The sequence below is a fragment of the Kribbella sp. ALI-6-A genome (assembly GCF_001984195.1).
Lineage (GTDB): Bacteria > Actinomycetota > Actinomycetes > Propionibacteriales > Kribbellaceae > Kribbella.
In genome coordinates this window covers 214,512-233,188 of record NZ_MTQN01000006.1, presented here as the reverse complement: position 1 = coordinate 233,188, position 18,677 = coordinate 214,512, and the positions used below count along the sequence as shown (strand labels likewise).

Genomic DNA, 18,677 nt, shown 5'->3' with positions numbered 1-18,677 from the left:
ATTTGGCCTTGCCTCGAACATGTGTTCGAATTGTGGTCGAGCGAACGCCGCGAAGTCAATCAGCACAGCGTGTCGGTGCTGGACCTCCCGGTGTTCGACTGCTAATGCGGCGCGACCAGGGGAGCTGGTGCGGAGTGAGACCGAATCGTGATTACTCAGCGTGGCCGACCAGAGTAGAGTCACGCTCAGTGAGCAGGGCGGGGGAGACGCTTCCGGGGCGGACCGGTGGCGTGACGTGCGCTCGCGGGATCGTTTCCGAGGGGGAAACTCGTGGCACACCGTGGGGCAGAGACCTGCCCGCCGTCGATCGCTGTAGCCGTCTGTTGCGTGACGCAGGGTGAGCGGATTCGATGATGAGCTTGAGTGGTGACGTGTGGACCTGGGCCTGGCGAGACTGGGAGGAGGACCAGAGCAGGCGGCGGAAGGAGCACTCGATGGGGTTGGGCGTGGACGAGTTGGCGCAAGTGGCGGCCAACGAGGCGGACTGGGACGCGCGGGCGCCGTTGCATGCGGCGAGTTCGTTCTACGAGCGGCCGGCGGAGTTCTGGTTCGCGGACTACGAGTGGGACGACCTGGGGGAGCTGGACGGGCGTGACGTCGTCCATCTGCAGTGTCACCTCGGGACGGAGACGATCGCGTTCGCTCGGCGAGGTGCGCGGACGACCGGCCTGGATCTGTCGGCCCGGTCGCTCGACGAGGCTCGACGGATCGCGAGGGTGGCCGACGTCGGAATCGACTACGTGCATGCCAACGTGTATGACGCGGTCGAGGCGCTCGGGGGACGGCAGTTCGACGTCGTCTACACCGGGAAAGGCGCGCTGTGCTACCTGCCCGACCTACCGAAGTGGGCGGAGGTCGTCTCGCGGCTGCTCAAGCCCGGCGGGTTCGTCTACGTGGTCGAGTTCCACCCACTGCTGAACTCGCTGCGCCCGGTCGGCCTGCCGGGGGAGTCCGACGACCTCGTGCTGCGCAACGACTACCTGGAAGGCCGCGGCGCGATCGCCCACGAGTCGACCGTCACCTATACCGGCGACGAGGTCCCCGGCCGCAACACCAGCTACGAGTGGATGCACGGCCTCGGTGAGCTCGTCACCACGCTCGCGGCCGCGGGTCTCCGGATCGACAGCCTGCGCGAATCCGAGGTCCTGCAGTGGCCGCGCTGGCCCTCGATGATCCAGACTCCCGAAGGCTGGTGGCGCCTGCCCGACGAAGCGCCACGGATCCCGCTGCTGTTCGCGCTGAAAGCTACGAAGGTCTGATCAGCTCGTCGCACAGGGAGACGAGCTGTTCGCGCAGCGGCCTCGCGCGAGTGGCGAAGGCACGTTGAGCTGCGGCGTACTCGGCCTTGCCGGCAGGGGTTTCGATCGGGACCGGGGTGTAGCCCAGCGGCGCCAGGTCGTACGGCGACGCGCGCATGTCGAGGGTGCGGATGTCGCGGGCGAGTTCGAAGCAGGCGAGCAGCAACGAGCTCGGGGCGAAGGGCATCAGCTTGGTGGCCCATTTGTAGAGGTCCATGTTGGCGTGCAGGCAGCCGCCCTGTTCCAGCTGCGGCTGGAGGTCGCGGGTCGGCTGCAGGGCGTTGCGCGGGCGGGCCGGCTCGGTGAAGAAGCGGAAGGCGTCGAAGTGCGAGCACGCGATCTTGTGCGAGTCGACGACCTGGTCGGTGCCCTCGGCACCTAGTCGCAGCGGCCACTTCTCGTGCCGGACCTCGCCGGGTTGCAGGCGATAGACCATCGCCCACTCGTGCAGGCCGAAGCAGCCGAACTGCGGCTGCCGGTCGAGCGTGAGCGCGAGCAGGCGCCGGATCCAGCTGATGGAGTCGGCACGGCGCTCGATCTGCTCAGGATCGAGGCGGGCGGCGCCGTCGGCGTACAGGTAGCCCTTGCGACCTTCGTACGCCGTGGCGCCGAGCAGCGTGACGCCGGGGCCGGGGTGCCAGACCCGAAGCTGGTTGGGGCGGGTGGGGTAGTAGGTGAAGAGGAAGTCCTCGACCGGATGTGGTTCGCGGCGGCTCTTCCGCGCAAGGTGGCCGGCGACGAGTTCGTCGACGCGAGCGGCGTGCGCGGCAGCCAGCGGTTCCCACTCGGCGGGAGAAAGGACAGTGGTCACAGCTCGAGCGAGAAGACGTACAGGTTGACGCCAGGACGAGGGGACCAGTCGCGCGCGGGGACCCGGACGAAGCCGAGGCGCTGGTAGATCCGATGCGCGGGGACCATGTAGTCGGCGCTCGACAGGACCAGGTGGCTGAAGCCGAGTTCGCGCGAGCGGGTGATGCAGTGCTCGGTCAGCGCGGTGCCGACGCCCAGACCGCGGGCCTTCGCGGAGACGCCGAGCATCCGGAACTCGCCCTCGTGGTCTTGGCCGATCTCCCGGTAGAACGACCCCGCACCGCAGTAGGTGACAGTGCCCAGCAGATCGGTGCCGTCGGTGGCGACCCACAGCTCGGCCCGTTCGGCGCGGTCCGCCGCGGCACGCAGGGTGTCGCCGTAGTCCGAGCCCGCGGGGATGAAACCGTCGTTGGCGTACGCCTCGGCGGTCAGCTCGCCGACAGCGGCGTACTCGTCGGGCGCGGCCAGGCGGATCGTGACCGGACGGGCTGCTGCGTCCGGCGCGGTGGGGTCGGTCGTCACCCGACCACTGTCTCACTCCGCGCGCGCACCCGGAAAAGCCGCCGTTGTCGCGGGGTCACGCCGGTGCGGCGGTAGGCTCGGGCCGTTCATCCCACCGACTGAAGGCCAGCCGTGCGTATCGCCAGATTCTCCGTCGACGACGAACCGAAGTACGGGCTTGTCGAGACCGACGACCCCGAGGGCCTCGTCGGCACCGTCGCGGTGCTCGACTCCGACCCGCTCTACCGGCCGGTCAAGCTCACCGGCGAGACCCTGCAGTTGGCCGACGTCCGGCTGCTCGCGCCGGTGATCCCGCGCAGCAAGGTGGTCTGTGTCGGGCGCAACTACGCCGACCACGCCGCCGAGCTCGGCAACGACGTACCGGCCGAGCCGATGATCTTCTTCAAGCCGAACACGTCGGTGATCGGCCCGCGCGACGGCATCGTCTATCCCGAGCAGACCAACAACCTGCACTTCGAGGGTGAGCTGGCGATCGTGATCGGCCGGATCTGCCGCGACCTGCCGCGCGAGCGGGCCGAGGAAGTGATCTTCGGCTACACGATCGCGAACGACGTGACTGCCCGCGACCTGCAGAAGACCGACGGTCAGTGGGCCCGGGCCAAGGGCTACGACACGTTCTGCCCGCTCGGCCCTTGGATCACCACCGACCTGGACGTCTCCGACGTCCGGGTCAGCACGCAGGTGAACGGCGAACCGAAGCAGGACGGGCGGACCTCGCAGTTCATCTTCGACATCCCGGAGGTGCTGGCCTACATCACCTCCTTCACCACGCTGCTGCCCGGCGACGTGGTGCTCACCGGCACCCCCGCGGGTGTCGGCCCGATGCTGCCCGGCGACGAGGTCGCGGTCAGCGTCGAAGGAATCGGAACTCTGACGAACAAGGTGATCGTGCGTGACTGACCAGGCAGCCGCTGCATCCACAGACGACGACGTCCTCGGCGGCCTCGAGCCCAACCAGGTCCGCCTGCGTTTCGCTCCCTCCCCGACCGGTCTGCTGACCGTCGGCAACATCCGCACGGCGTTGTTCGCCTGGGCCTTCGCCCGCCACTACGGCGGCAAGCTGGTGCTGCGGATCGAGGACACCGACGCGGCCCGCAACACCCCCGAGGCGCTGCAGTACACGCTGGACTCGCTGCGCTGGCTGAGCATCGACTGGGACGAGGGCCCCGAGGTCGGCGGCGACTTCGGTCCGTACCAGCAGACCCAGCGGATGGACATCTACGCCGACGTCGTCGCCAAGCTGCTGGAGGCCGGCAAGGCCTACCACTGCTACTGCTCGCAGGAGGAGCTCGACCAGCGCCGCGAGGCGGCTCGCTCGGCCGGCCAGCACAGCGGGTACGACGGTCACTGCCGCACGCTGACCGAGGAGCAGGTCAAGGCGTACGTCGACGAGGGCCGGCGGCCCGTTGTCCGGCTGCGGATGCCGGACCGGCCGATCACCTTCACCGACCTGGTCCGCGGCGAGATCACCTTCCTGCCCGAGAACCTTGGCGACTACGTGCTGGTGCGGGCCAACGGCTTCCCGCTGTACCCGCTGGTGAACCCGGTCGACGACGCGCTGATGCAGATCACCCACGTGCTGCGCGGCGAGGACCTGCTGCCGTCGACGCCGCGGCAGATCGCGCTCTACGAGGCGCTGGCCGAGATCGGTGTCGGCACCGGCCGCACGCCGCGGTTCGGGCACTTGCCGTTCGTGATGGGCGAGGGCAACAAGAAGCTGTCCAAGCGCGACCCGGGCGCCGGTCTGGGCGAGTACATGGAGCGCGGCTTCCTGCCCGAGGGCCTGCTGAACTACCTGGCCCTGCTCGGCTGGTCGATCGCCGAGGACCGTGACGTGTTCACGATGGCCGAGATGATCGAGGCCTTCGACATCCGCAAGGTGAACTCGAACGCGGCCCGGTTCGACCCGAAGAAGTGCGAGGCGATCAACGCCTCCCACATGCGGCTGCTCGAGCCGGCCGAGTTCGGCCGCCGCGTGGTGCCGTTCCTGGCCAAGGCGGGCGTGCTGCCGGCCGAGCCGACCGAGGAGCAGCAGCGGTTGCTGACCGCCGCCGTACCGCTGGTGCAGGAGCGGATGAACTCGCTGTCGGAGTCGGTCGACATGCTCGCCTTCCTGTTCGTCCCGGACGAGGCGTTCACGGTCGACCCCGATGCGGCCGCCAAGGTGCTGACCGGCGACGCGGGCGCCGTACTGGAGGCGTCGGTGAAGGCTCTGTCGGATCTGTCCGACTGGACCACCGAGGCGATCGAGGCCGCGCTGCGTTCGTCGCTGATCGAGGGCCTGGGACTGAAACCGAAGAACGCGTTCGGCCCGGTCCGGGTGGCGATCTCCGGCCGGCGGATCTCGCCGCCGCTGTTCGAGTCGCTCGAGCTGCTCGGCCGGGACCGGTCGTTGCACCGGCTCGAGCAGGCGCGCACCCTGCTGCCGGCGGACTGAGCTGATGGCGTACGACGCGACGCCGCGTCCCGGGTCCACCGTGGATCCCCGGGACGCGGGGCCGCAGCCGTACCACCGGCTGCTGCGCAACCCGGCGACGGCCGGCTGGACCGTGGCGCTCGGCGCGTTCGCGATCCTGGCCGGCTGGATGTTCCTCAGCCTGGTGATCCAGCTGATCTCGTTCGGCATCCGCAAGGATCCCGAGGGAACCATCTCGTGGTTCGGGCTGCTGACGACGAACCTCACGCTGATCGTGCTGATCCCGCTGGCGATGGTCGTCGCGACCCGGCTGAACCACCAGACGCCCGGACTGCTGTCGTCGGTGGTCGGCCGGATCCGATGGCGGCCGATGCTGTGGTTCGGGCTGGCCGCCGTGGTGGTCGAGCTGCTGATGCTCGGGGTGATCAAGGTCGGTGGGGTCGAGCTGATCGCCGGAGGCGACGGCGCGGCCGCTGACGCCGCGGGCGTGATCGCTGTGGTGCTGCTCACCTCGTCGCTGCAGGCGGCGGGGGAGGAGTACTTCTTCCGCGGCTACCTGCTGCAGGCGGTCGGTTCGTTCGTCCGCAGTTCCGTGGTCGCCGTGGTGGTCACGACCGTGCTGTTCACGATGGCGCACGGCGTGTGGCCGTGGGAGAGCCCGGCGTTGTTCCTGGACCGCTTCGCCTTCGGGCTGGTGGCCGGGTTCCTGGCGGTGCGGACCGGTGGCCTTGAGGCGTCGATCGCGGCGCACGCGGCGAACAACGTGGTGACGTTCATCTACGCCGCTCTGACGAACAGCGTGAGCGCCAGCCTGAACGCCTCCGACGCGGGTTGGGGGCTGGTGGCGGTGGACGTGTCGAAGTTCGTCCTGTTCGGGGCTGTGGCGGTGCTGCTGGCGCGCAAGCAGAACCTGGCGACCACGTGTGATCTCCCGCTGGTGCAGGCGCCGGTGGTGGGCGGACCGGGCCGGAGACTGGTGTGACGGGAGTGACATCTGCTCCGGCGGGGACTCGTTTTGGTGTCTGGGCCCGGACTTCGGTATGCTCTCTGAGCCAGGTCGTGAGGGCGGAAACAAGCTCACGAAACCGGTGAAATGCCTTTGGGGTATGGGGTAATTGGCAGCCCGTCTGATTCTGGTTCAGTTAGTCTAGGTTCGAGTCCTAGTACCCCAGCGAGCGATTGGACCCGGCCGATGAAAATCGGTAGAGTCCTTCCTCGTTGCCAGGTCCGCAAGGACCGCGCAACAACCCTCTGGCCCCGTTGTGTAGCGGCCTAGCACGCCGCCCTCTCAAGGCGGTAGCGCGGGTTCGAATCCCGTCGGGGCTACCAGAGAAAGCGCCTCTCACCTCCAGGTGAGAGGCGCTTCTGGTTTCCGGAGCAGTTCTTCCGGAGGACCAAAAGAAGAAGGCCTGACCGCGAGGGTGTGCGGTCAGGCCTTCTGTGTGTCCGTGCTCACTCCGAGGCGCGGCGCAGAGCTTCGGAGAGACGTTCGGCGGCGGCCATCACGGCGGGGGCGTGCATGCGGCCGGGCTGGCGGGAGAGGCGCTCGATCGGGCCGGAGACCGAGACGGCGGCGATCACCTTGCCGGAGGGGGAGCGGACCGGGGCGGAGACCGAGGCGACGCCCTGCTCGCGTTCGCCGACGGAGTGCGCCCAGCCACGCCGCCGTACGCCGGCCAGGGCGGCGGCGTTGAAGGTCGCGTTGTGGAGGCCGCGGTGCATGCGCTCCGGGTCCTCCCAGGCCAGCAGTATTTGCGCGGCCGACCCGGCGGCCATCGTCAGCTGGCTGCCGACCGGGACGGTGTCGCGGAGGCCGGACGGGCGCTCGGCGGCGGCGACACACACTCTGTACTCACCTTGGCGGCGGAAGAGCTGTGCCGACTCACCGGTGATGTCACGCAGCCGGGCCAGGACGGGACCGGCGGTCGCCAGCAGGCGGTCCTCACCGGCAGCGGAGGCGAGCTCGCTCAGGCGGGGGCCGAGCACGAAGCGGCCCTGCATGTCACGCCCCACCAGACGGTGGTGCTCGAGCGCGACGGCCAGCCGGTGCGCCGTCGGCCGGGCCAGCCCTGTCGCCGCCACCAGTCCGGCCAGGGTCGCCGGTCCGGACTCGAGCGCGGACAGAACGAGAGCTGCTTTGTCGAGAACGCCGACTCCGCTAGAGTTGTCCATGGGACGATATTGCCGTCTCGAATCGTGGAACGCAAGTCGCTTGTACGCCCCTTCTCGGCGCACTGTGAGCGAGAGCGCACCTCAGTACACCACCCGAAGGAGAAGTCTGATGGGCAGGACGTTGTCGGAAAAGGTCTGGGACGCACATGTCGTGCGTCACGCCGACGGGGAACCCGACCTCCTCTACATCGACCTCCACCTCGTCCACGAGGTGACCAGTCCGCAGGCCTTCGACGGACTCCGGCTGGCCGGCCGCAAGGTCCGCCGCCCGGACCTGACCATCGCGACCGAGGACCACAACGTCCCGACGTTCGACGTGGACAAGCCGATCGCCGACCCGGTGTCGCGCACCCAGGTCGAGACGCTGCGCCGCAACGCCGAGGAGTTCGGCATCCGGATCCACACCCTGGGCGACCCCGACCAGGGCGTCGTGCACGTGATCGGGCCGCAGCTCGGCCTGACCCAGCCCGGCATGACCGTGGTCTGCGGTGACAGCCACACCTCGACGCACGGCGCGTTCGGCGCGATCGCCTTCGGCATCGGGACCAGCGAGGTCGAGCACGTGCTCGCCACCCAGACCCTGATGCAGGCCCGGCCCAAGACGATGGCGGTCACCGTCGACGGCGTACTGCCCGACGGTGTCACCGCCAAGGACCTGGTGCTCGCGCTGATCGCGCAGGTCGGCACCGGCGGCGGCCAGGGCTACATCGTGGAGTACCGCGGCGAGGCGATCCGCGCGCTGAGCATGGAAGCCCGGATGACGATCTGCAACATGTCGATCGAGTGGGGCGCCAAGGCCGGCATGATCGCGCCGGACGAGACCACCTTCGCGTACCTGAAGGACAAGCCGCACGCCCCGCAGGGTGCGGACTGGGAAGCCGCGGTCGAGTACTGGAAGAGCCTGGCCACCGACGACGACGCCAGCTTCGACCGCGAGGTCGTGCTGCGGGCCGAGGACATCGCGCCGTTCGTCACCTGGGGCACCAACCCCGGTCAGGGCCTGCCGCTGTCGGCCAACGTGCCGTCGCCGGACGACTTCGAGTCCGAGACCGACCGGATCGCGGCCGAGCGGGCGCTGGAGTACATGGGCCTGACCGCCGGTACGCCGCTGCGCGAGATCAAGGTCGACACGGTCTTCCTCGGCTCCTGCACCAACGGGCGGATCGAGGACCTGCGCGCCGCCGCCGGCGTACTGGCCGGGCGGAAGGTTGCCGACGGCACCCGGATGCTCGTCGTACCGGGGTCCGGGCGGGTCCGGCTGCAGGCCGAGTCCGAAGGGCTGGACGTCATCTTCAAGGACGCCGGCGCCGAGTGGCGTGGCGCGGGCTGCTCGATGTGCCTCGGGATGAACCCCGACCAGCTGGCGCCGGGCGAGCGCAGCGCGTCGACGTCGAACCGCAACTTCGAAGGCCGGCAGGGCAAGGGCGGGCGCACGCACCTGGTGTCGCCGCTGGTCGCCGCCGCCACCGCCGTCACCGGAACCCTGGCCGCGCCGGCTGACCTGCCGCCGGTCGGTGACACTTCCGCAGTCGCCGTACCCGAGAACGTCTGAGGACAAAGGAATCATGGACGCCTTCACCCAGCACATCGGCACCGCGGCCCCGCTGCGCCGCAGCAACGTCGACACCGACCAGATCATCCCCGCGGTCTACCTGAAGCGGGTCACCCGGACCGGGTTCGAGGACGGGCTGTTCGCGGCCTGGCGCAACGACCCGGCCTTCGTCCTCAACCAGCCCGAGTACGAGGGGGTGTCGGTGCTCGTCGCCGGCCCCGACTTCGGCACCGGCTCGTCGCGCGAGCACGCGGTGTGGGCACTGATGGACTTCGGGTTCCGCGTCGTCATCTCGTCGCGGTTCGGCGACATCTTCCGGGGCAACTCGGGCAAGGCGGGGTTGCTCGCGGCGCTTGTCACCGAAGATGTCGTCGAGCAGCTGTGGACGACGATCGAGAACGACCCGGGCACGAAGGTGACGGTCGACCTCGAGGCCAAGACAATCTCCGCCGGCGCGCTGTCCGCGCCGTTCGAGATCGACGACTACACGCGCTACCGGCTGCTGAACGGGCTGGACGACGTGGGCATCACGCTGTCGCACGCGGACGACATCGAGGCGTACGAGGCGACGCGGCCGGCGTTCAAGCCGGCTACTTTGCCTGCGAAGGCCTAAGGGTTTTTCTTCCCACGCACGCTCCTCCGCTCGCTGGCGCTCGCTACGGTGCGTGCTCCCGCCCACCCTGGGTTCGGGTGCGCGTGCTGTCGCCCGCTTGAGGTGTGCGCTGCCGCGCGTTTCAGCTTGCGCTGAGTGCGCGTGCTGGCGCCCGCTTCTCGTGCGCGCTGTCGCGTTTCAGAGGTGCGCTGACGGACGTCCGGCGGGCACGGTGATGGCTCGCGTCGCCGCAGGGTAGGTAGGTCGAGATCCGAGCGCGAGCCCACCCGATTGGTGTGTTCGCCGGCTTGGGGCGGCCGGACTCAGATGGTCTTGAGGTCCTGAGGCAGCCACGGGTGCTCGAGTACCGGGCCAGGTCGACAAGTCCGCCGATGTGGCGTGCCGCAGGGGACGCTGTGACCAGGGCGTAGAGAACCGGTTGGCGGTCGCGGGCACTGGTCCGGCCCGTCCCGCGTCACCAGCGGGTGGTTGTGAAGTTGTCGGCCAGGATGGTTTCGACGGACTGCTCAGGCGTTTGGCCGGTGGTGTCGAGCCAGAGGCCGCGGCGGGGGATGTGCTCCAGGCCGGACTGGAGCAGGCGGACGGCGTCCGCGAGGGTTCCGCCGGGACGAAGCCAGTGCCGGTACGACGAGGAGCCGCGGCCCAGCTCGCGCTCGACGATCGACTCCACCGAAGGGACCAGCACGACGAGGTGCGGCTCGACGTCGTGCAGGTTGGCGAACCAGCGTTCGACGTGTTCGCCGAGGATGATGTCGGAACAGGTGAAGTCGAAGCCCGCGTCGGCGTAGTGCTGCGCGATCTTCGCGGTGGCGGCGTACCGCAGTTCCAGCTGGCGGACCGCTTCTGGGTCCGGATCGGGCGACATGGAGACGGCGCCGGCGACCACCGCGTGGTAGAAGACGTCGCCGTCCAGGGTCGCGGCCGGTGGACCCATCCGGGCGGCGAGCAGGGGCGCGACGGTGGATTTGCCGGCGGCCTGCATGCCGGTGATCAGGACGACTTTCGGCATGTGTCCCTCCCATCAGGAGTGTCCAGCCGTTTTCGCCGATGACCCTCATGCCGATTGGCTGCTGCCGATGAGCGACGACCGGGTCGAGACCTCTGGTGGTTGCCGACGAGGAGTGCCAGAAGTCTCCTCGGCTCGATCGGGGAATCGGCGACGTCGGTTCGCCTGCTACTTCTTCGCGTCGGTCGAGATTGAATCCAGCTTCGGCCCGGAGGACCTGAGCCGGGTGGTCGACTTCAATGCCTTCGCCGTCGTAGACCACCGGGGATGCGCTTCCGACGGCCGACCGATGCTGCGACCGCGGTAGACCCTGCTGGTGGTCGTGCAGCCGTTGATTCGGTTGCTGAGGACAACCACCAGAACACAGCCCTGCGGACATGGTTGGCGGACCGGGGTGAGCGAGCGGTGTGAGGTTGCGGGAACCACATCTCACGGCGACGCGATTGCTTCGACTCGGTGGCGCCGCTCGGTGTGGGCTGCTGCCCGCGCGCCCACTCGCGCGCCAGTGCCGCATGTGCGCGCGGCGGATGTTTCACCGTGCGCCAGCGCGTATCTGAACGCGACAGCAGAGGCACCCGCGCCAGCGCGACTGAAGCGAGCGACAGCACGCGCATCCCGCGCGGCAGCGTGGATTCAAGCGAGCGACAGCACGCGTGCTCGGCGCGGTAGCGCCGCACTTGAATCGGGCGACAGCACGCAAACTGAGCAAAGGGTGGGCGGGAGCAGGCACCGTAGTGAGCGCCAGCGAACGGAGGAGCCCGCGTGGGGTGTAAACCTGCGCGTAACGGATTGCACATCTTGGACGATAACTTCGGTGTTAGTCTTGCGGAGTTGTCCTGACCAGGTTGCGAGATCGAGGAGGTGAGGCGCTGATGACCAGTGACCCCTCCAGACATACCGATCTCGCTCGGCCTCGAGGCAACTAGCTTCCTCTTCCAGGTCAGCCACCCCGGCGCGAGCTCGTGCGGGGTGTGCTGTGGTGCGTGGCTGCGGCCGCGGAGGTCGGGCAGACGTCGTGCCGGTACGAATTCCGTCTGCATCTCCTGGAGGACTCATGTCCGACCTGCGCCTGCGCACCCTTCGTGCTTTCGGCCGTACGCCGTCGTTGCGTGCCGCCGCCCGCCGGTACGCCGGTGGCCTCGCGACCACTCCGCCCGCCGCGATCGAGCCGGTCGTCGAGCACCCGGTGCACACCAAGCCCAAAGGGCACAGCGTTGTCGACAGTGCGATCTACTGCGACGGGCGCCGGGTCGCGTCGCCGGAGTCGTTGGCCGACACCTACCAGGTGCTGCACGAAGCGCCGCGCAGTTTGGCGTGGATCGGGTTGTACCGGCCGGACCGGCGGGAGCTGATGTCGCTGGCGCAGGAGTTCGACCTGCACGAGTTGGCGATCGAGGACGCGATCCAGGCGCACCAGCGGCCGAAGCTGGAGCGGTACGGCGACACGTTGTTCGTCGTACTGAAGGCCGCGCGGTACCGGGACGTGACCGAGGAGGTCGAGTTCGGCGAGGTGCACGTGTTCGTGGGACCGGACTTCGTGGTGACGGTCCGGCACGCCGAAGCGCCCAACCTGGCGGCCGTACGGCGTCGCGTCGAGCGTGATCCGGAGCTGTTGCGGCAGGGGACCGAAGCGGTGCTCTACGCGATCATGGACAAGGTCGTCGACGGGTACGCGCCGGTGGTCGCGGGGCTGGAGAACGACATCGACGAGATCGAGACCGAGGTGTTCCGCGGCGACCCGAAGGTGTCGCGGCGCATCTACGAGTTGTCCCGTGAGGTGATCGAGTTCCAGCGCGCGACCCGGCCGCTGATCGGGATGCTGGACTCGTTGCGGGCCGGTTTCGACAAGTACGGCGTGGACCAGGAGCTGCAGCGGTCGTTGCGCGACGTCGCCGACCACGTCACCCAGGTGGTGGAGCGGGTGGACGGTTTCCGTGAACTGCTGCGCGACATCCTGACCGTGAACGCGACCCTGGTGGCCCAGCAGCAGAACGAGGAGATGAAGTCCCTCACCGTGGCCAGCAACGCGCAGAACGAAGAGGTGAAGCGGATCTCCGCGTGGGCGGCGATCCTGTTCGCGCCGACCCTGATCGGGACCGTGTACGGGATGAACTTCGACGTGATGCCGGAACTGCACTGGCGGTGGGGCTATCCGTTCGCGATCGGCCTGATGGCGTTGGTCTGTGGCAGTCTGCACCAGGTCTTCAAGCGCCGCGGCTGGCTCTGACACACATCTTCGGTTTCCGTCGCGGGCACTGGGACTGCACAGACCCGAGAACCTGGAGGCAAAGATGTGGTTGTTCCTGCGCCGGCGGCTGATCATGTGGGTGGTGCTGGCGATCGCGGTGCCACTGGTGGACTGGTTGCTGGGCAAGGTGAGCCAGACGTTGCGGGCCCGTAAAGGCGACAGCTCGGTGACGCGAGGTCTCGACACCGCCCGGTCGGGACTGCGATCGTTACGCGGAAAGCGTCGCTGAAGAGTCCCGGACGGGCTGTGGCGGGGGTCACCGTTGGTCGCCGGATCGTTGCTCAGAAGGGAATCCGAGGGCCCCGGAAGGGCGATTCGGGGCCAAAACAGGGGCAAATCGCCCAAAACAAGGCCGAATTGCCGCGTTGGTGTTTGTGAACGGCCTGTTGAGTCCATAACGTTCACGTGAGATCGAGCGCTGTGCTCGACGCCTACGTTCACGGAGGGAAGCAGTGAACAAGAGCCAGTTGGTCGAAGCGCTCGCAGTGCACTTCGACGGAAATCGCCGTTCGGCCCAGCACGCCCTGGAGTCGGTGATCGACACCGTCCAGCGCGAGCTGACCAAGAAGGGCGGCAAGGTCGCCATCACCGGGTTCGGTGCCTTCGAGGCCATCGAGCGTGGTGCCCGCATGGTCCGCAACCCGCGGACCGGCGAGACCAAGCGTGCCAAGAAGACCGTGGTTCCGAAGTTCCGTGCGGGTGCGGAGCTGAAGGCCGTTGTCTCCGGTGCCAAGAAGCTGCCGAAGCTGGTGACGCCGAAGCCGGCCGCGACCGCCACCAAGGCTGCCGCTCCGGCCAAGAAGGCCACGACGGCCAAGAAGGCCACGCCGGCCAAGGCCGCCGCGACCAAGACCGCCGCCAAGAAGGCGCCGGCCAAGGCCGCTGCCACCAAGACGGTCGCCAAGAAGGCTCCGGCGAAGAAGGCTCCGGCCAAGACCGTGGCGAAGAAGGCCCCGGTCAAGAAGGCCACCGTGGCCAAGAAGGCGCCGGCCAAGAAGGCCCCCGCCAAGAAGGCGCCGGCCAAGAAGGCTTCGGCTCGCTGACCTTCGGCACTGCGGCACCGCTGTACCAGCGAAGGCCGGTCTCCCCACTCCAGGGGCGACCGGCCTTCGCCATGTCCGGCCCCACGCGGCGAGGCGCCCTGCCCGGAGAAGGTGTCTTCGGCAACCTCCGGCTGCGCCCCGGCCGGGCATGCCCTAGCGTGGCACCATGCAGGCGACCGTGAGCCGTTACGACGAGGCGTCCAGGTCCGGTGCGGTGCTGACCGACACCGGCGTGGAGTTGCCGTTCAGCGCCGACGAGCTGGCCGGTACGCCGGTGCGCTTCCTGCGCGTGGGTCAGCGGGTGCGGATCGAGACCAGCGGATCAGGCCAAGGGATCGCGATCACCGCGGTCCACTTCATCACCCTGCACTGACGGGGAGACGGGACTAGCAGGCCAGCCCGTCGGAGCCCGCCACGGCGCCGAACACGATCGCCAGCACCTCGGCGGTTCGCGGGCCGACTCCCAGCTGGACGGCGTCCGCGAGATCCGCGGCGGTGTCGACATCACGCCGTACCGAAGGAATCGGCAGGTCCAGCGGAACGGCGCCCGAGGCCTGGTGGGCCAAGGCTGAACCGACGCCGAAGCGAGGATCGAGGGCGACGCCCGGGCGAGCGGCGAGCAGTGTCGTGCCGGTCCCGGGCTGGTCGATGACGAACGAGCGGTCGGAGACGCACGCGGTGAGGGCGGCGGTCAGCTCGTCGGTGCGCAAAGCGGGCAGGTCCGCCGACAGCGCGGCAACGCCGGCACCGGGGAACTCGGCGGCGGCCAAAGCCGCGCCGTGCACGAGCGCCTCGTTGAGACCGCCCACCGGTTGGCCGGGGCCGAGGTACGCCGGCGCCGCTGGCGAGTCGGGTCCGAGCTGTGTGTCGGCCGCCGGCAGGTCCGGTACGACGCGGGCGCCCGCCGCGGCGACGTCCGCGGCGACCTGCGGATCGTCGGTGACGACCAGGACGGCACGGACCAGCGGTGAGGCCAGCGCGGCGGAGATGGTGTCGGCCGCAAAGGCGCGCGCCAGCTCCGGACGGTGCTGAGGGTAGGCCGCAGCAAGCCGGCTCTTCGCGATCGCCGTACGCTTCACCGGGACCACGAGGATCCAGGCAGCGACCTGTACGTCTTCCATCAGGCAGGATTCTCCCATGACGCACGGCCGCGACGACCAGCAGGAGGCACAGTGAACAGCCCGGCACACGACCCTCGCCCACCCCGTGGGTTCTGGTTCGGCCTGGTGGTGGCGCTGGTCAAGCCGTTCATGCTGGTGTTCACCAAGCCGGACTTTCAGGGCCGCGAGAACATGCCACGGACCGGCGGGGTGGTGTTCGTGACCAACCACATCTCGCACTTCGACCCGTTCGTGATCGGTTTCTACATCTGGGAGTGCCGGCGGATCCCGCGGCTGCTCGGCAAGGCGTCGGTGTTCAAGCTGCCGATCGCCGGGCGAATCATCTCCGCGGCCGGGCAGATCCCGGTGTACCGCGAGTCGGCGCAGGCCGCCGACGCGTTCCGGGACGCGGTCGCCGCGGTCGAGCGGGGCGAGTGCGTCGGGGTCTATCCCGAGGGCACGATCACCCGCGACCCCGACCTGTGGCCGATGACCGGCAAGACCGGCGCGGCCCGGATCGCGCTGATGACCGGGTGCCCGGTGATCCCGATCGCGAACTGGGGCGCGCAGGAGGTCTTCCACTCCTACAACAGCAAGTTCCGGATCGGGCTGCTGCCGCGCAAGACGATGAAGGTGAAGGCCGGGCCGCCGGTTGACCTGGACGCGTTCCGCGGCAAGCCGATCACCGCCGAGCTGTTGCACGAGGCAACCGAGGTGATCATGCGGGCGGTCGCCGACGGGCTCGGTGAGCTGCGTGGTGAGACGCCGCCGAAGGAACTGTTCGACCTCCGCAAGGCCAAGGCCGAGGACGAGCGACGCGCCAACGAGGAGAACGCATGACCAAAGTAGCGGTGTTCGGCGCGGGATCCTGGGGTACGGCGTTCGCCACGGTGCTGGCCAACGCGGGGAACCAGGTGTCGGTGTGGGGCCGCCGGGAGTCGTTGTGCGAGGCGATCAACACCCGGCACGAGAACCCGGACTACCTGCCCGGACTGCGGCTGCCCGACGCGATCACCGCGACGCACGACCCGGCCGCCGCGGCCGACGGTGCCGAGGCGATCGTGCTGGCGGTGCCGAGCCAGTCGTTGCGGGACAACCTGCGCGACTGGGCCGGCGTACTGCCGTCGGCGGTGCCGCTGGTCAGCCTGATGAAGGGCGTCGAGGTCGGTACGACGAAGCGCATGTCGGAGGTGATCGCCGAGCTCACCGGCGCCGGTCCTGAACGCATCGCCGTCGTCTCCGGCCCGAACCTGGCGCGCGAGATCGCCGAGGGACAACCGGCCGCGGCGGTGGTCGCCTGCGCCGACGAGGGCACCGCGACCCGGCTGCAGAAGCTCTGCCACTCGCCGACGTTCCGCCCGTACACGAACACCGACGTGATCGGCTGCGAGCTCGGCGGCGCGACCAAGAACGTCATCGCCCTCGCGGTCGGCATGGCGGTCGGCCTCGGGTTCGGCGACAACGCGCGCGCGTCGGTGATCACCCGTGGTCTGGTCGAGACGGCACGACTGGGTACGGCGCTGGGCGCGGACGAGCACACGTTCTCCGGCCTCGCCGGGCTGGGCGATCTGGTCGCGACCTGTTCGTCGCCGTTGTCCCGCAACCGGACGTTCGGCGAGAAGCTCGGCCAGGGCATGACGGTCGCGGAGATCGCCGGCGCGACCCGGCAGGTCGCCGAGGGCGTGAAGTCGTGCTCGTCGATCACCGAGCTCGCCCACCACCACGATGTCGAGATGCCGATCGTGGAACACGTGACGAAGGTGGTGGCCGGCGAGATGACGCCGAAGGACATGCTGTTCAGCCTGATCTCCCGCTCGGCGAAATCGGAGCGGTGGGGATGATCCCGGCCCCCTTGGCCCGGTCCACGATCGAGCGCGAGGGGGAGGCGGGCGCGGCCTGGCTGGCCGCACTTCCCGCGATCGTCGACGACCTGCTGATTCGCTGGGACTGTGTGGTCGACGGTCCGCCGACGCACGGCCACGTCGGTCTGGTGGTCCCGGTGCGCGGTGCTGCTGGTCCTGCGGTGCTCAAGGTTTCGTTCCCGCATCGGAGCAGCGCACACGAGGCGAAGGCGTTGGCGACGTGGGGCGGACGCGGTGCGGCGTTGCTGTACGAGCAGGACGACGAGCGGTGCGCGATCTTGCTTGAGCGGGCGCGGCCGTCGCGACTGGTGGACCTCGACGACGGCGACGAGATCGCTACGGTGGCGGGACAGCTGTGCCATCGGTTGTCCGTCCCCGCACCGGAGGGCTTGCCCCGGCTGGCGGACCTGGCAGACGGCTGGGCAGACCATGTCCGAGCCGGTGCCCGGGAGTTTCCCGGGATGCTGCCGGCCTCGGTCGTGGATTCGGCCCTGGCGGTCGTGGACGAACTGGGACGGCGGCAGCCGGATCTCCTGGTGCACGGGGACCTTCATCCTCGCAACATCCTGCGCGGCGATCGCGAACCGTGGCTGGCGGTCGATCCGACGGGATGGGTGGGCGATCCGGCCTACGACGGCGGCACGTTGTTCAAGCCCCGGGCGTACGCGCTGCGCGGCCGTGGCGATGTGCTCGAGGCGCTTCGTCGCGAGATGGACGTGTTCGCCGAGGCCGCGGAGCTCGATCGTGAACGGGTGCGGCGCTGGGTACAGCTGCAGTTGGTGCAGGCGGCGTACTGGGGGCGCAGGACTGGGTTCTCGGTGGCTCGGGGTGGGGCGACGCTGAAGCAGCTCGTCGCCTTCGTGGACGAGTTGGCCGTCAGTTGGCGATGAGGGTGTGCTGCAGCACCAGCGCCGCGGCGCCGTGGAGCGCGGCGTCGGGGCCGGTGCGGGAGGCGACAACCTGCAGCTCGGTGGTGGCCAGGGGCAACGACCGGGCGTAGATGGCCTCTCGGATCCCCGCGAGCAGGCTGTCGCCGGCCAGCGAGAGCGATCCGCCGACGACGATCACCGACGGGTTGAGCAGACTCACGCAGGTCGCCAGGACCGAGCCGATTTCCCGCCCTGCCTGGCGGACCGCTCGAGTCGCGACGGGGTTGCCGGAGCGGACCAGTTCGACGACGTCCCGGCTCGACACCGCGGGGATACCGGACGACGCCAGCCGCGCGGCGATCGCCGTACCGGAGGCGACGGCCTCCAGACAGCCACGGTTGCCGCAACGGCAGGGTGTCGTGTGGCCAGGCGTCTGGACGTGGCCGATGTCGCCGGCCGCGCCCTGAGCACCGCGGTGCAGCCGGCCGCCGCTGATCACGCCCGCGCCGATGCCGGTGGCAACCTTCACGAACAGCAGGTGCTCGACGTCCGCGTACGCCGTGCTGTGTTCGCCCAGCGCCATGATGTTCACGTCGTTGTCGACCAGGACCGGGCCGGGCAGGTCGGCGGCCAGCCGGGCGACGACGTCGTACGAGTCCCAGCCGGGCATGATCGGCGGATGGTTCGGGCGGCCGGTGCGGTGCTCGACCGGGCCGGGCAGGCCGACACCGGTGCCGGCCAGGTCGGCAGGGGAGCGGCCGGCCGTCGCCAGCAGTTCACGACCGGTGTCGACGATCGCGCCGAGCACCACCTCAGGGCCCTCGGCGATGTTGAGCCGCAGCGTGCTGCTGCCGATCAGCTCGCCGGTCAGATCGGTCAGCGCGACCGAGAGATGCGTCGCGCCGACGTCGGCCGCGAGCACCAGCCGCGCCGCCGGATTGAACCGGAACCGGGCCGGGGGACGACCACCTGTCGACGCCGCCTCACCGGACGGTACGACGAGTCCGCTGGCCAGCAGCGCCTCGATCCTGCCGGTCACCGTCGACCGGGCCAGGCCGCTCAGGTCGATCAGTTCGGCGCGGGTGCGCGGTTGTCCGTCGAGCAGCAACCGCAGCAGCGGACCCGCCTCGGCGGCGGTGGTGCTGAGATCGGTCATCGGGCGAACG

At 69.3% G+C, this 18,677-nt stretch carries 19 protein-coding genes and 2 tRNA genes; 15 read left to right on the top strand and 6 right to left on the bottom strand.

The window, feature by feature from the left end; all coding sequences use genetic code 11:
• The first annotated feature begins 434 nt into the window (after nucleotides 1–434).
• Nucleotides 435–1,259, top strand: coding sequence for a class I SAM-dependent methyltransferase (locus tag BWI15_RS03680; protein WP_077012842.1), 825 nt, complete (start codon nucleotides 435–437; stop codon nucleotides 1,257–1,259).
• On the opposite strand, the gene BWI15_RS03675 is transcribed toward BWI15_RS03680, so the two are convergent.
• Both BWI15_RS03675 and BWI15_RS03670 read right to left on the bottom strand, forming a co-directional pair.
• A complete protein-coding gene (locus BWI15_RS03675) occupies nucleotides 1,246–2,109 on the bottom strand; it encodes a 3-methyladenine DNA glycosylase (RefSeq protein ID WP_077012841.1) in 864 nt (287 codons plus the stop codon). The genes BWI15_RS03680 and BWI15_RS03675 overlap by 14 nt on opposite strands.
• Entirely contained in the window at nucleotides 2,106–2,630 is a 525-nt protein-coding gene (locus BWI15_RS03670) for a GNAT family N-acetyltransferase (RefSeq protein WP_077012840.1), read from the bottom strand. Before BWI15_RS03670 ends, BWI15_RS03675 begins: the two co-directional genes overlap by 4 nt.
• Before the next feature lie 111 nt (nucleotides 2,631–2,741).
• On the opposite strand from BWI15_RS03670, the gene BWI15_RS03665 reads away from it, so the two are divergent.
• The 5 genes from BWI15_RS03665 to BWI15_RS03645 all read left to right on the top strand — a co-directional run bounded on the left by BWI15_RS03665 (nucleotide 2,742) and on the right by BWI15_RS03645 (nucleotide 6,375).
• Entirely contained in the window at nucleotides 2,742–3,530 is a 789-nt protein-coding gene (locus BWI15_RS03665) for a fumarylacetoacetate hydrolase family protein (RefSeq protein ID WP_077012839.1), read from the top strand.
• On the top strand, nucleotides 3,523–5,067 hold the full coding sequence (gene gltX / locus BWI15_RS03660; RefSeq protein ID WP_077012838.1) for a glutamate--tRNA ligase: 1,545 nt from the start codon (nucleotides 3,523–3,525) through the stop codon (nucleotides 5,065–5,067). Before BWI15_RS03665 ends, gltX begins: the two co-directional genes overlap by 8 nt.
• Nucleotides 5,068–5,071: 4 nt before the next feature.
• Complete coding sequence (locus tag BWI15_RS03655) at nucleotides 5,072–6,028, top strand: CPBP family intramembrane glutamic endopeptidase (protein WP_077012837.1); 957 nt, start codon at nucleotides 5,072–5,074, stop codon at nucleotides 6,026–6,028.
• A gap of 118 nt (nucleotides 6,029–6,146) precedes the next feature.
• Nucleotides 6,147–6,218 (top strand) — tRNA-Gln (locus BWI15_RS03650).
• Nucleotides 6,219–6,299: 81 nt separating this feature from the next.
• A tRNA-Glu gene (locus tag BWI15_RS03645) sits at nucleotides 6,300–6,375 on the top strand.
• Nucleotides 6,376–6,498: 123 nt separating this feature from the next.
• On the opposite strand, the gene BWI15_RS03640 is transcribed toward BWI15_RS03645, so the two are convergent.
• Nucleotides 6,499–7,218 carry an IclR family transcriptional regulator gene (locus BWI15_RS03640; RefSeq protein WP_012922430.1) on the bottom strand — a complete coding sequence of 240 codons (720 nt, stop codon included), beginning with the start codon at nucleotides 7,216–7,218 and terminating at the stop codon, nucleotides 6,499–6,501.
• Between the two features lie 109 nt (nucleotides 7,219–7,327).
• On the opposite strand from BWI15_RS03640, the gene leuC reads away from it, so the two are divergent.
• Nucleotides 7,328–8,770: a 3-isopropylmalate dehydratase large subunit gene (gene leuC / locus BWI15_RS03635; protein ID WP_077012836.1), complete on the top strand. Its 1,443-nt coding sequence runs from the start codon at nucleotides 7,328–7,330 to the stop codon at nucleotides 8,768–8,770.
• 13 nt (nucleotides 8,771–8,783) lie between these two features.
• On the top strand, nucleotides 8,784–9,383 hold the full coding sequence (gene leuD, locus BWI15_RS03630; RefSeq protein ID WP_077012835.1) for a 3-isopropylmalate dehydratase small subunit: 600 nt from the start codon (nucleotides 8,784–8,786) through the stop codon (nucleotides 9,381–9,383).
• Between the two features lie 454 nt (nucleotides 9,384–9,837).
• Here leuD and BWI15_RS03625 read toward each other — a convergent pair whose 3' ends face one another.
• Complete coding sequence (locus BWI15_RS03625) at nucleotides 9,838–10,392, bottom strand: phosphotransferase-like protein (RefSeq protein ID WP_077012834.1); 555 nt, start codon at nucleotides 10,390–10,392, stop codon at nucleotides 9,838–9,840.
• A gap of 1,051 nt (nucleotides 10,393–11,443) precedes the next feature.
• On the opposite strand from BWI15_RS03625, the gene corA reads away from it, so the two are divergent.
• The 4 genes from corA to BWI15_RS03605 all read left to right on the top strand — a co-directional run bounded on the left by corA (nucleotide 11,444) and on the right by BWI15_RS03605 (nucleotide 14,053).
• The gene (gene corA, locus BWI15_RS03620) at nucleotides 11,444–12,616 is read left to right on the top strand and encodes a magnesium/cobalt transporter CorA (protein ID WP_077012833.1); all 1,173 of its coding nucleotides are present in this window, start codon (nucleotides 11,444–11,446) and stop codon (nucleotides 12,614–12,616) included.
• Nucleotides 12,617–12,680: 64 nt separating this feature from the next.
• Complete coding sequence (locus BWI15_RS03615) at nucleotides 12,681–12,866, top strand: hypothetical protein (RefSeq protein WP_077012832.1); 186 nt, start codon at nucleotides 12,681–12,683, stop codon at nucleotides 12,864–12,866.
• Nucleotides 12,867–13,089: 223 nt separating this feature from the next.
• Entirely contained in the window at nucleotides 13,090–13,680 is a 591-nt protein-coding gene (locus BWI15_RS03610; RefSeq protein WP_077012831.1) for an HU family DNA-binding protein, read from the top strand.
• Nucleotides 13,681–13,846: 166 nt separating this feature from the next.
• Nucleotides 13,847–14,053, top strand: coding sequence for a hypothetical protein (locus BWI15_RS03605; RefSeq protein ID WP_077012830.1), 207 nt, complete (start codon nucleotides 13,847–13,849; stop codon nucleotides 14,051–14,053).
• 13 nt (nucleotides 14,054–14,066) lie between these two features.
• On the opposite strand, the gene cofC is transcribed toward BWI15_RS03605, so the two are convergent.
• Nucleotides 14,067–14,801, bottom strand: coding sequence for a 2-phospho-L-lactate guanylyltransferase (cofC, locus tag BWI15_RS03600; protein ID WP_077012829.1), 735 nt, complete (start codon nucleotides 14,799–14,801; stop codon nucleotides 14,067–14,069).
• A gap of 51 nt (nucleotides 14,802–14,852) precedes the next feature.
• On the opposite strand from cofC, the gene BWI15_RS03595 reads away from it, so the two are divergent.
• From BWI15_RS03595 to BWI15_RS03585, 3 genes are read left to right on the top strand one after another with little or no spacing between them, the layout of a single operon-like run.
• Nucleotides 14,853–15,620 (top strand): lysophospholipid acyltransferase family protein, encoded by a 768-nt coding sequence (locus tag BWI15_RS03595; protein ID WP_237771110.1) that lies wholly within the window; start codon nucleotides 14,853–14,855, stop codon nucleotides 15,618–15,620.
• Nucleotides 15,617–16,621 carry an NAD(P)H-dependent glycerol-3-phosphate dehydrogenase gene (locus tag BWI15_RS03590; protein WP_077012828.1) on the top strand — a complete coding sequence of 335 codons (1,005 nt, stop codon included), beginning with the start codon at nucleotides 15,617–15,619 and terminating at the stop codon, nucleotides 16,619–16,621. The genes BWI15_RS03595 and BWI15_RS03590 overlap by 4 nt, the downstream gene beginning before the upstream one ends.
• The gene (locus tag BWI15_RS03585) at nucleotides 16,618–17,532 is read left to right on the top strand and encodes an aminoglycoside phosphotransferase family protein (protein ID WP_202817562.1); all 915 of its coding nucleotides are present in this window, start codon (nucleotides 16,618–16,620) and stop codon (nucleotides 17,530–17,532) included. The genes BWI15_RS03590 and BWI15_RS03585 overlap by 4 nt, the downstream gene beginning before the upstream one ends.
• Here BWI15_RS03585 and BWI15_RS03580 read toward each other — a convergent pair.
• On the bottom strand, nucleotides 17,519–18,667 hold the full coding sequence (locus BWI15_RS03580) for an ROK family transcriptional regulator (RefSeq protein WP_077012826.1): 1,149 nt from the start codon (nucleotides 18,665–18,667) through the stop codon (nucleotides 17,519–17,521). The genes BWI15_RS03585 and BWI15_RS03580 overlap by 14 nt on opposite strands.
• Nucleotides 18,668–18,677: the final 10 nt, after the last annotated feature.

Coding starts and splice junctions, on each gene's coding strand:
- leuC (WP_077012836.1), top strand. CDS start 7,328: ATGGGCAGGACGTTGTCGGAAAAGGTCTGGGACGCACATGTCGTGCGT.
- BWI15_RS03680 (WP_077012842.1), top strand. CDS start 435: ATGGGGTTGGGCGTGGACGAGTTGGCGCAAGTGGCGGCCAACGAGGCG.
- BWI15_RS03585 (WP_202817562.1), top strand. CDS start 16,618: ATGATCCCGGCCCCCTTGGCCCGGTCCACGATCGAGCGCGAGGGGGAG.
- BWI15_RS03625 (WP_077012834.1), bottom strand. CDS start 10,392: ATGCCGAAAGTCGTCCTGATCACCGGCATGCAGGCCGCCGGCAAATCC.
- BWI15_RS03580 (WP_077012826.1), bottom strand. CDS start 18,667: ATGACCGATCTCAGCACCACCGCCGCCGAGGCGGGTCCGCTGCTGCGG.
- BWI15_RS03655 (WP_077012837.1), top strand. CDS start 5,072: ATGGCGTACGACGCGACGCCGCGTCCCGGGTCCACCGTGGATCCCCGG.
- cofC (WP_077012829.1), bottom strand. CDS start 14,801: ATGGAAGACGTACAGGTCGCTGCCTGGATCCTCGTGGTCCCGGTGAAG.
- BWI15_RS03590 (WP_077012828.1), top strand. CDS start 15,617: ATGACCAAAGTAGCGGTGTTCGGCGCGGGATCCTGGGGTACGGCGTTC.
- leuD (WP_077012835.1), top strand. CDS start 8,784: ATGGACGCCTTCACCCAGCACATCGGCACCGCGGCCCCGCTGCGCCGC.
- corA (WP_077012833.1), top strand. CDS start 11,444: ATGTCCGACCTGCGCCTGCGCACCCTTCGTGCTTTCGGCCGTACGCCG.
- BWI15_RS03615 (WP_077012832.1), top strand. CDS start 12,681: ATGTGGTTGTTCCTGCGCCGGCGGCTGATCATGTGGGTGGTGCTGGCG.
- BWI15_RS03640 (WP_012922430.1), bottom strand. CDS start 7,218: ATGGACAACTCTAGCGGAGTCGGCGTTCTCGACAAAGCAGCTCTCGTT.
- BWI15_RS03605 (WP_077012830.1), top strand. CDS start 13,847: ATGCAGGCGACCGTGAGCCGTTACGACGAGGCGTCCAGGTCCGGTGCG.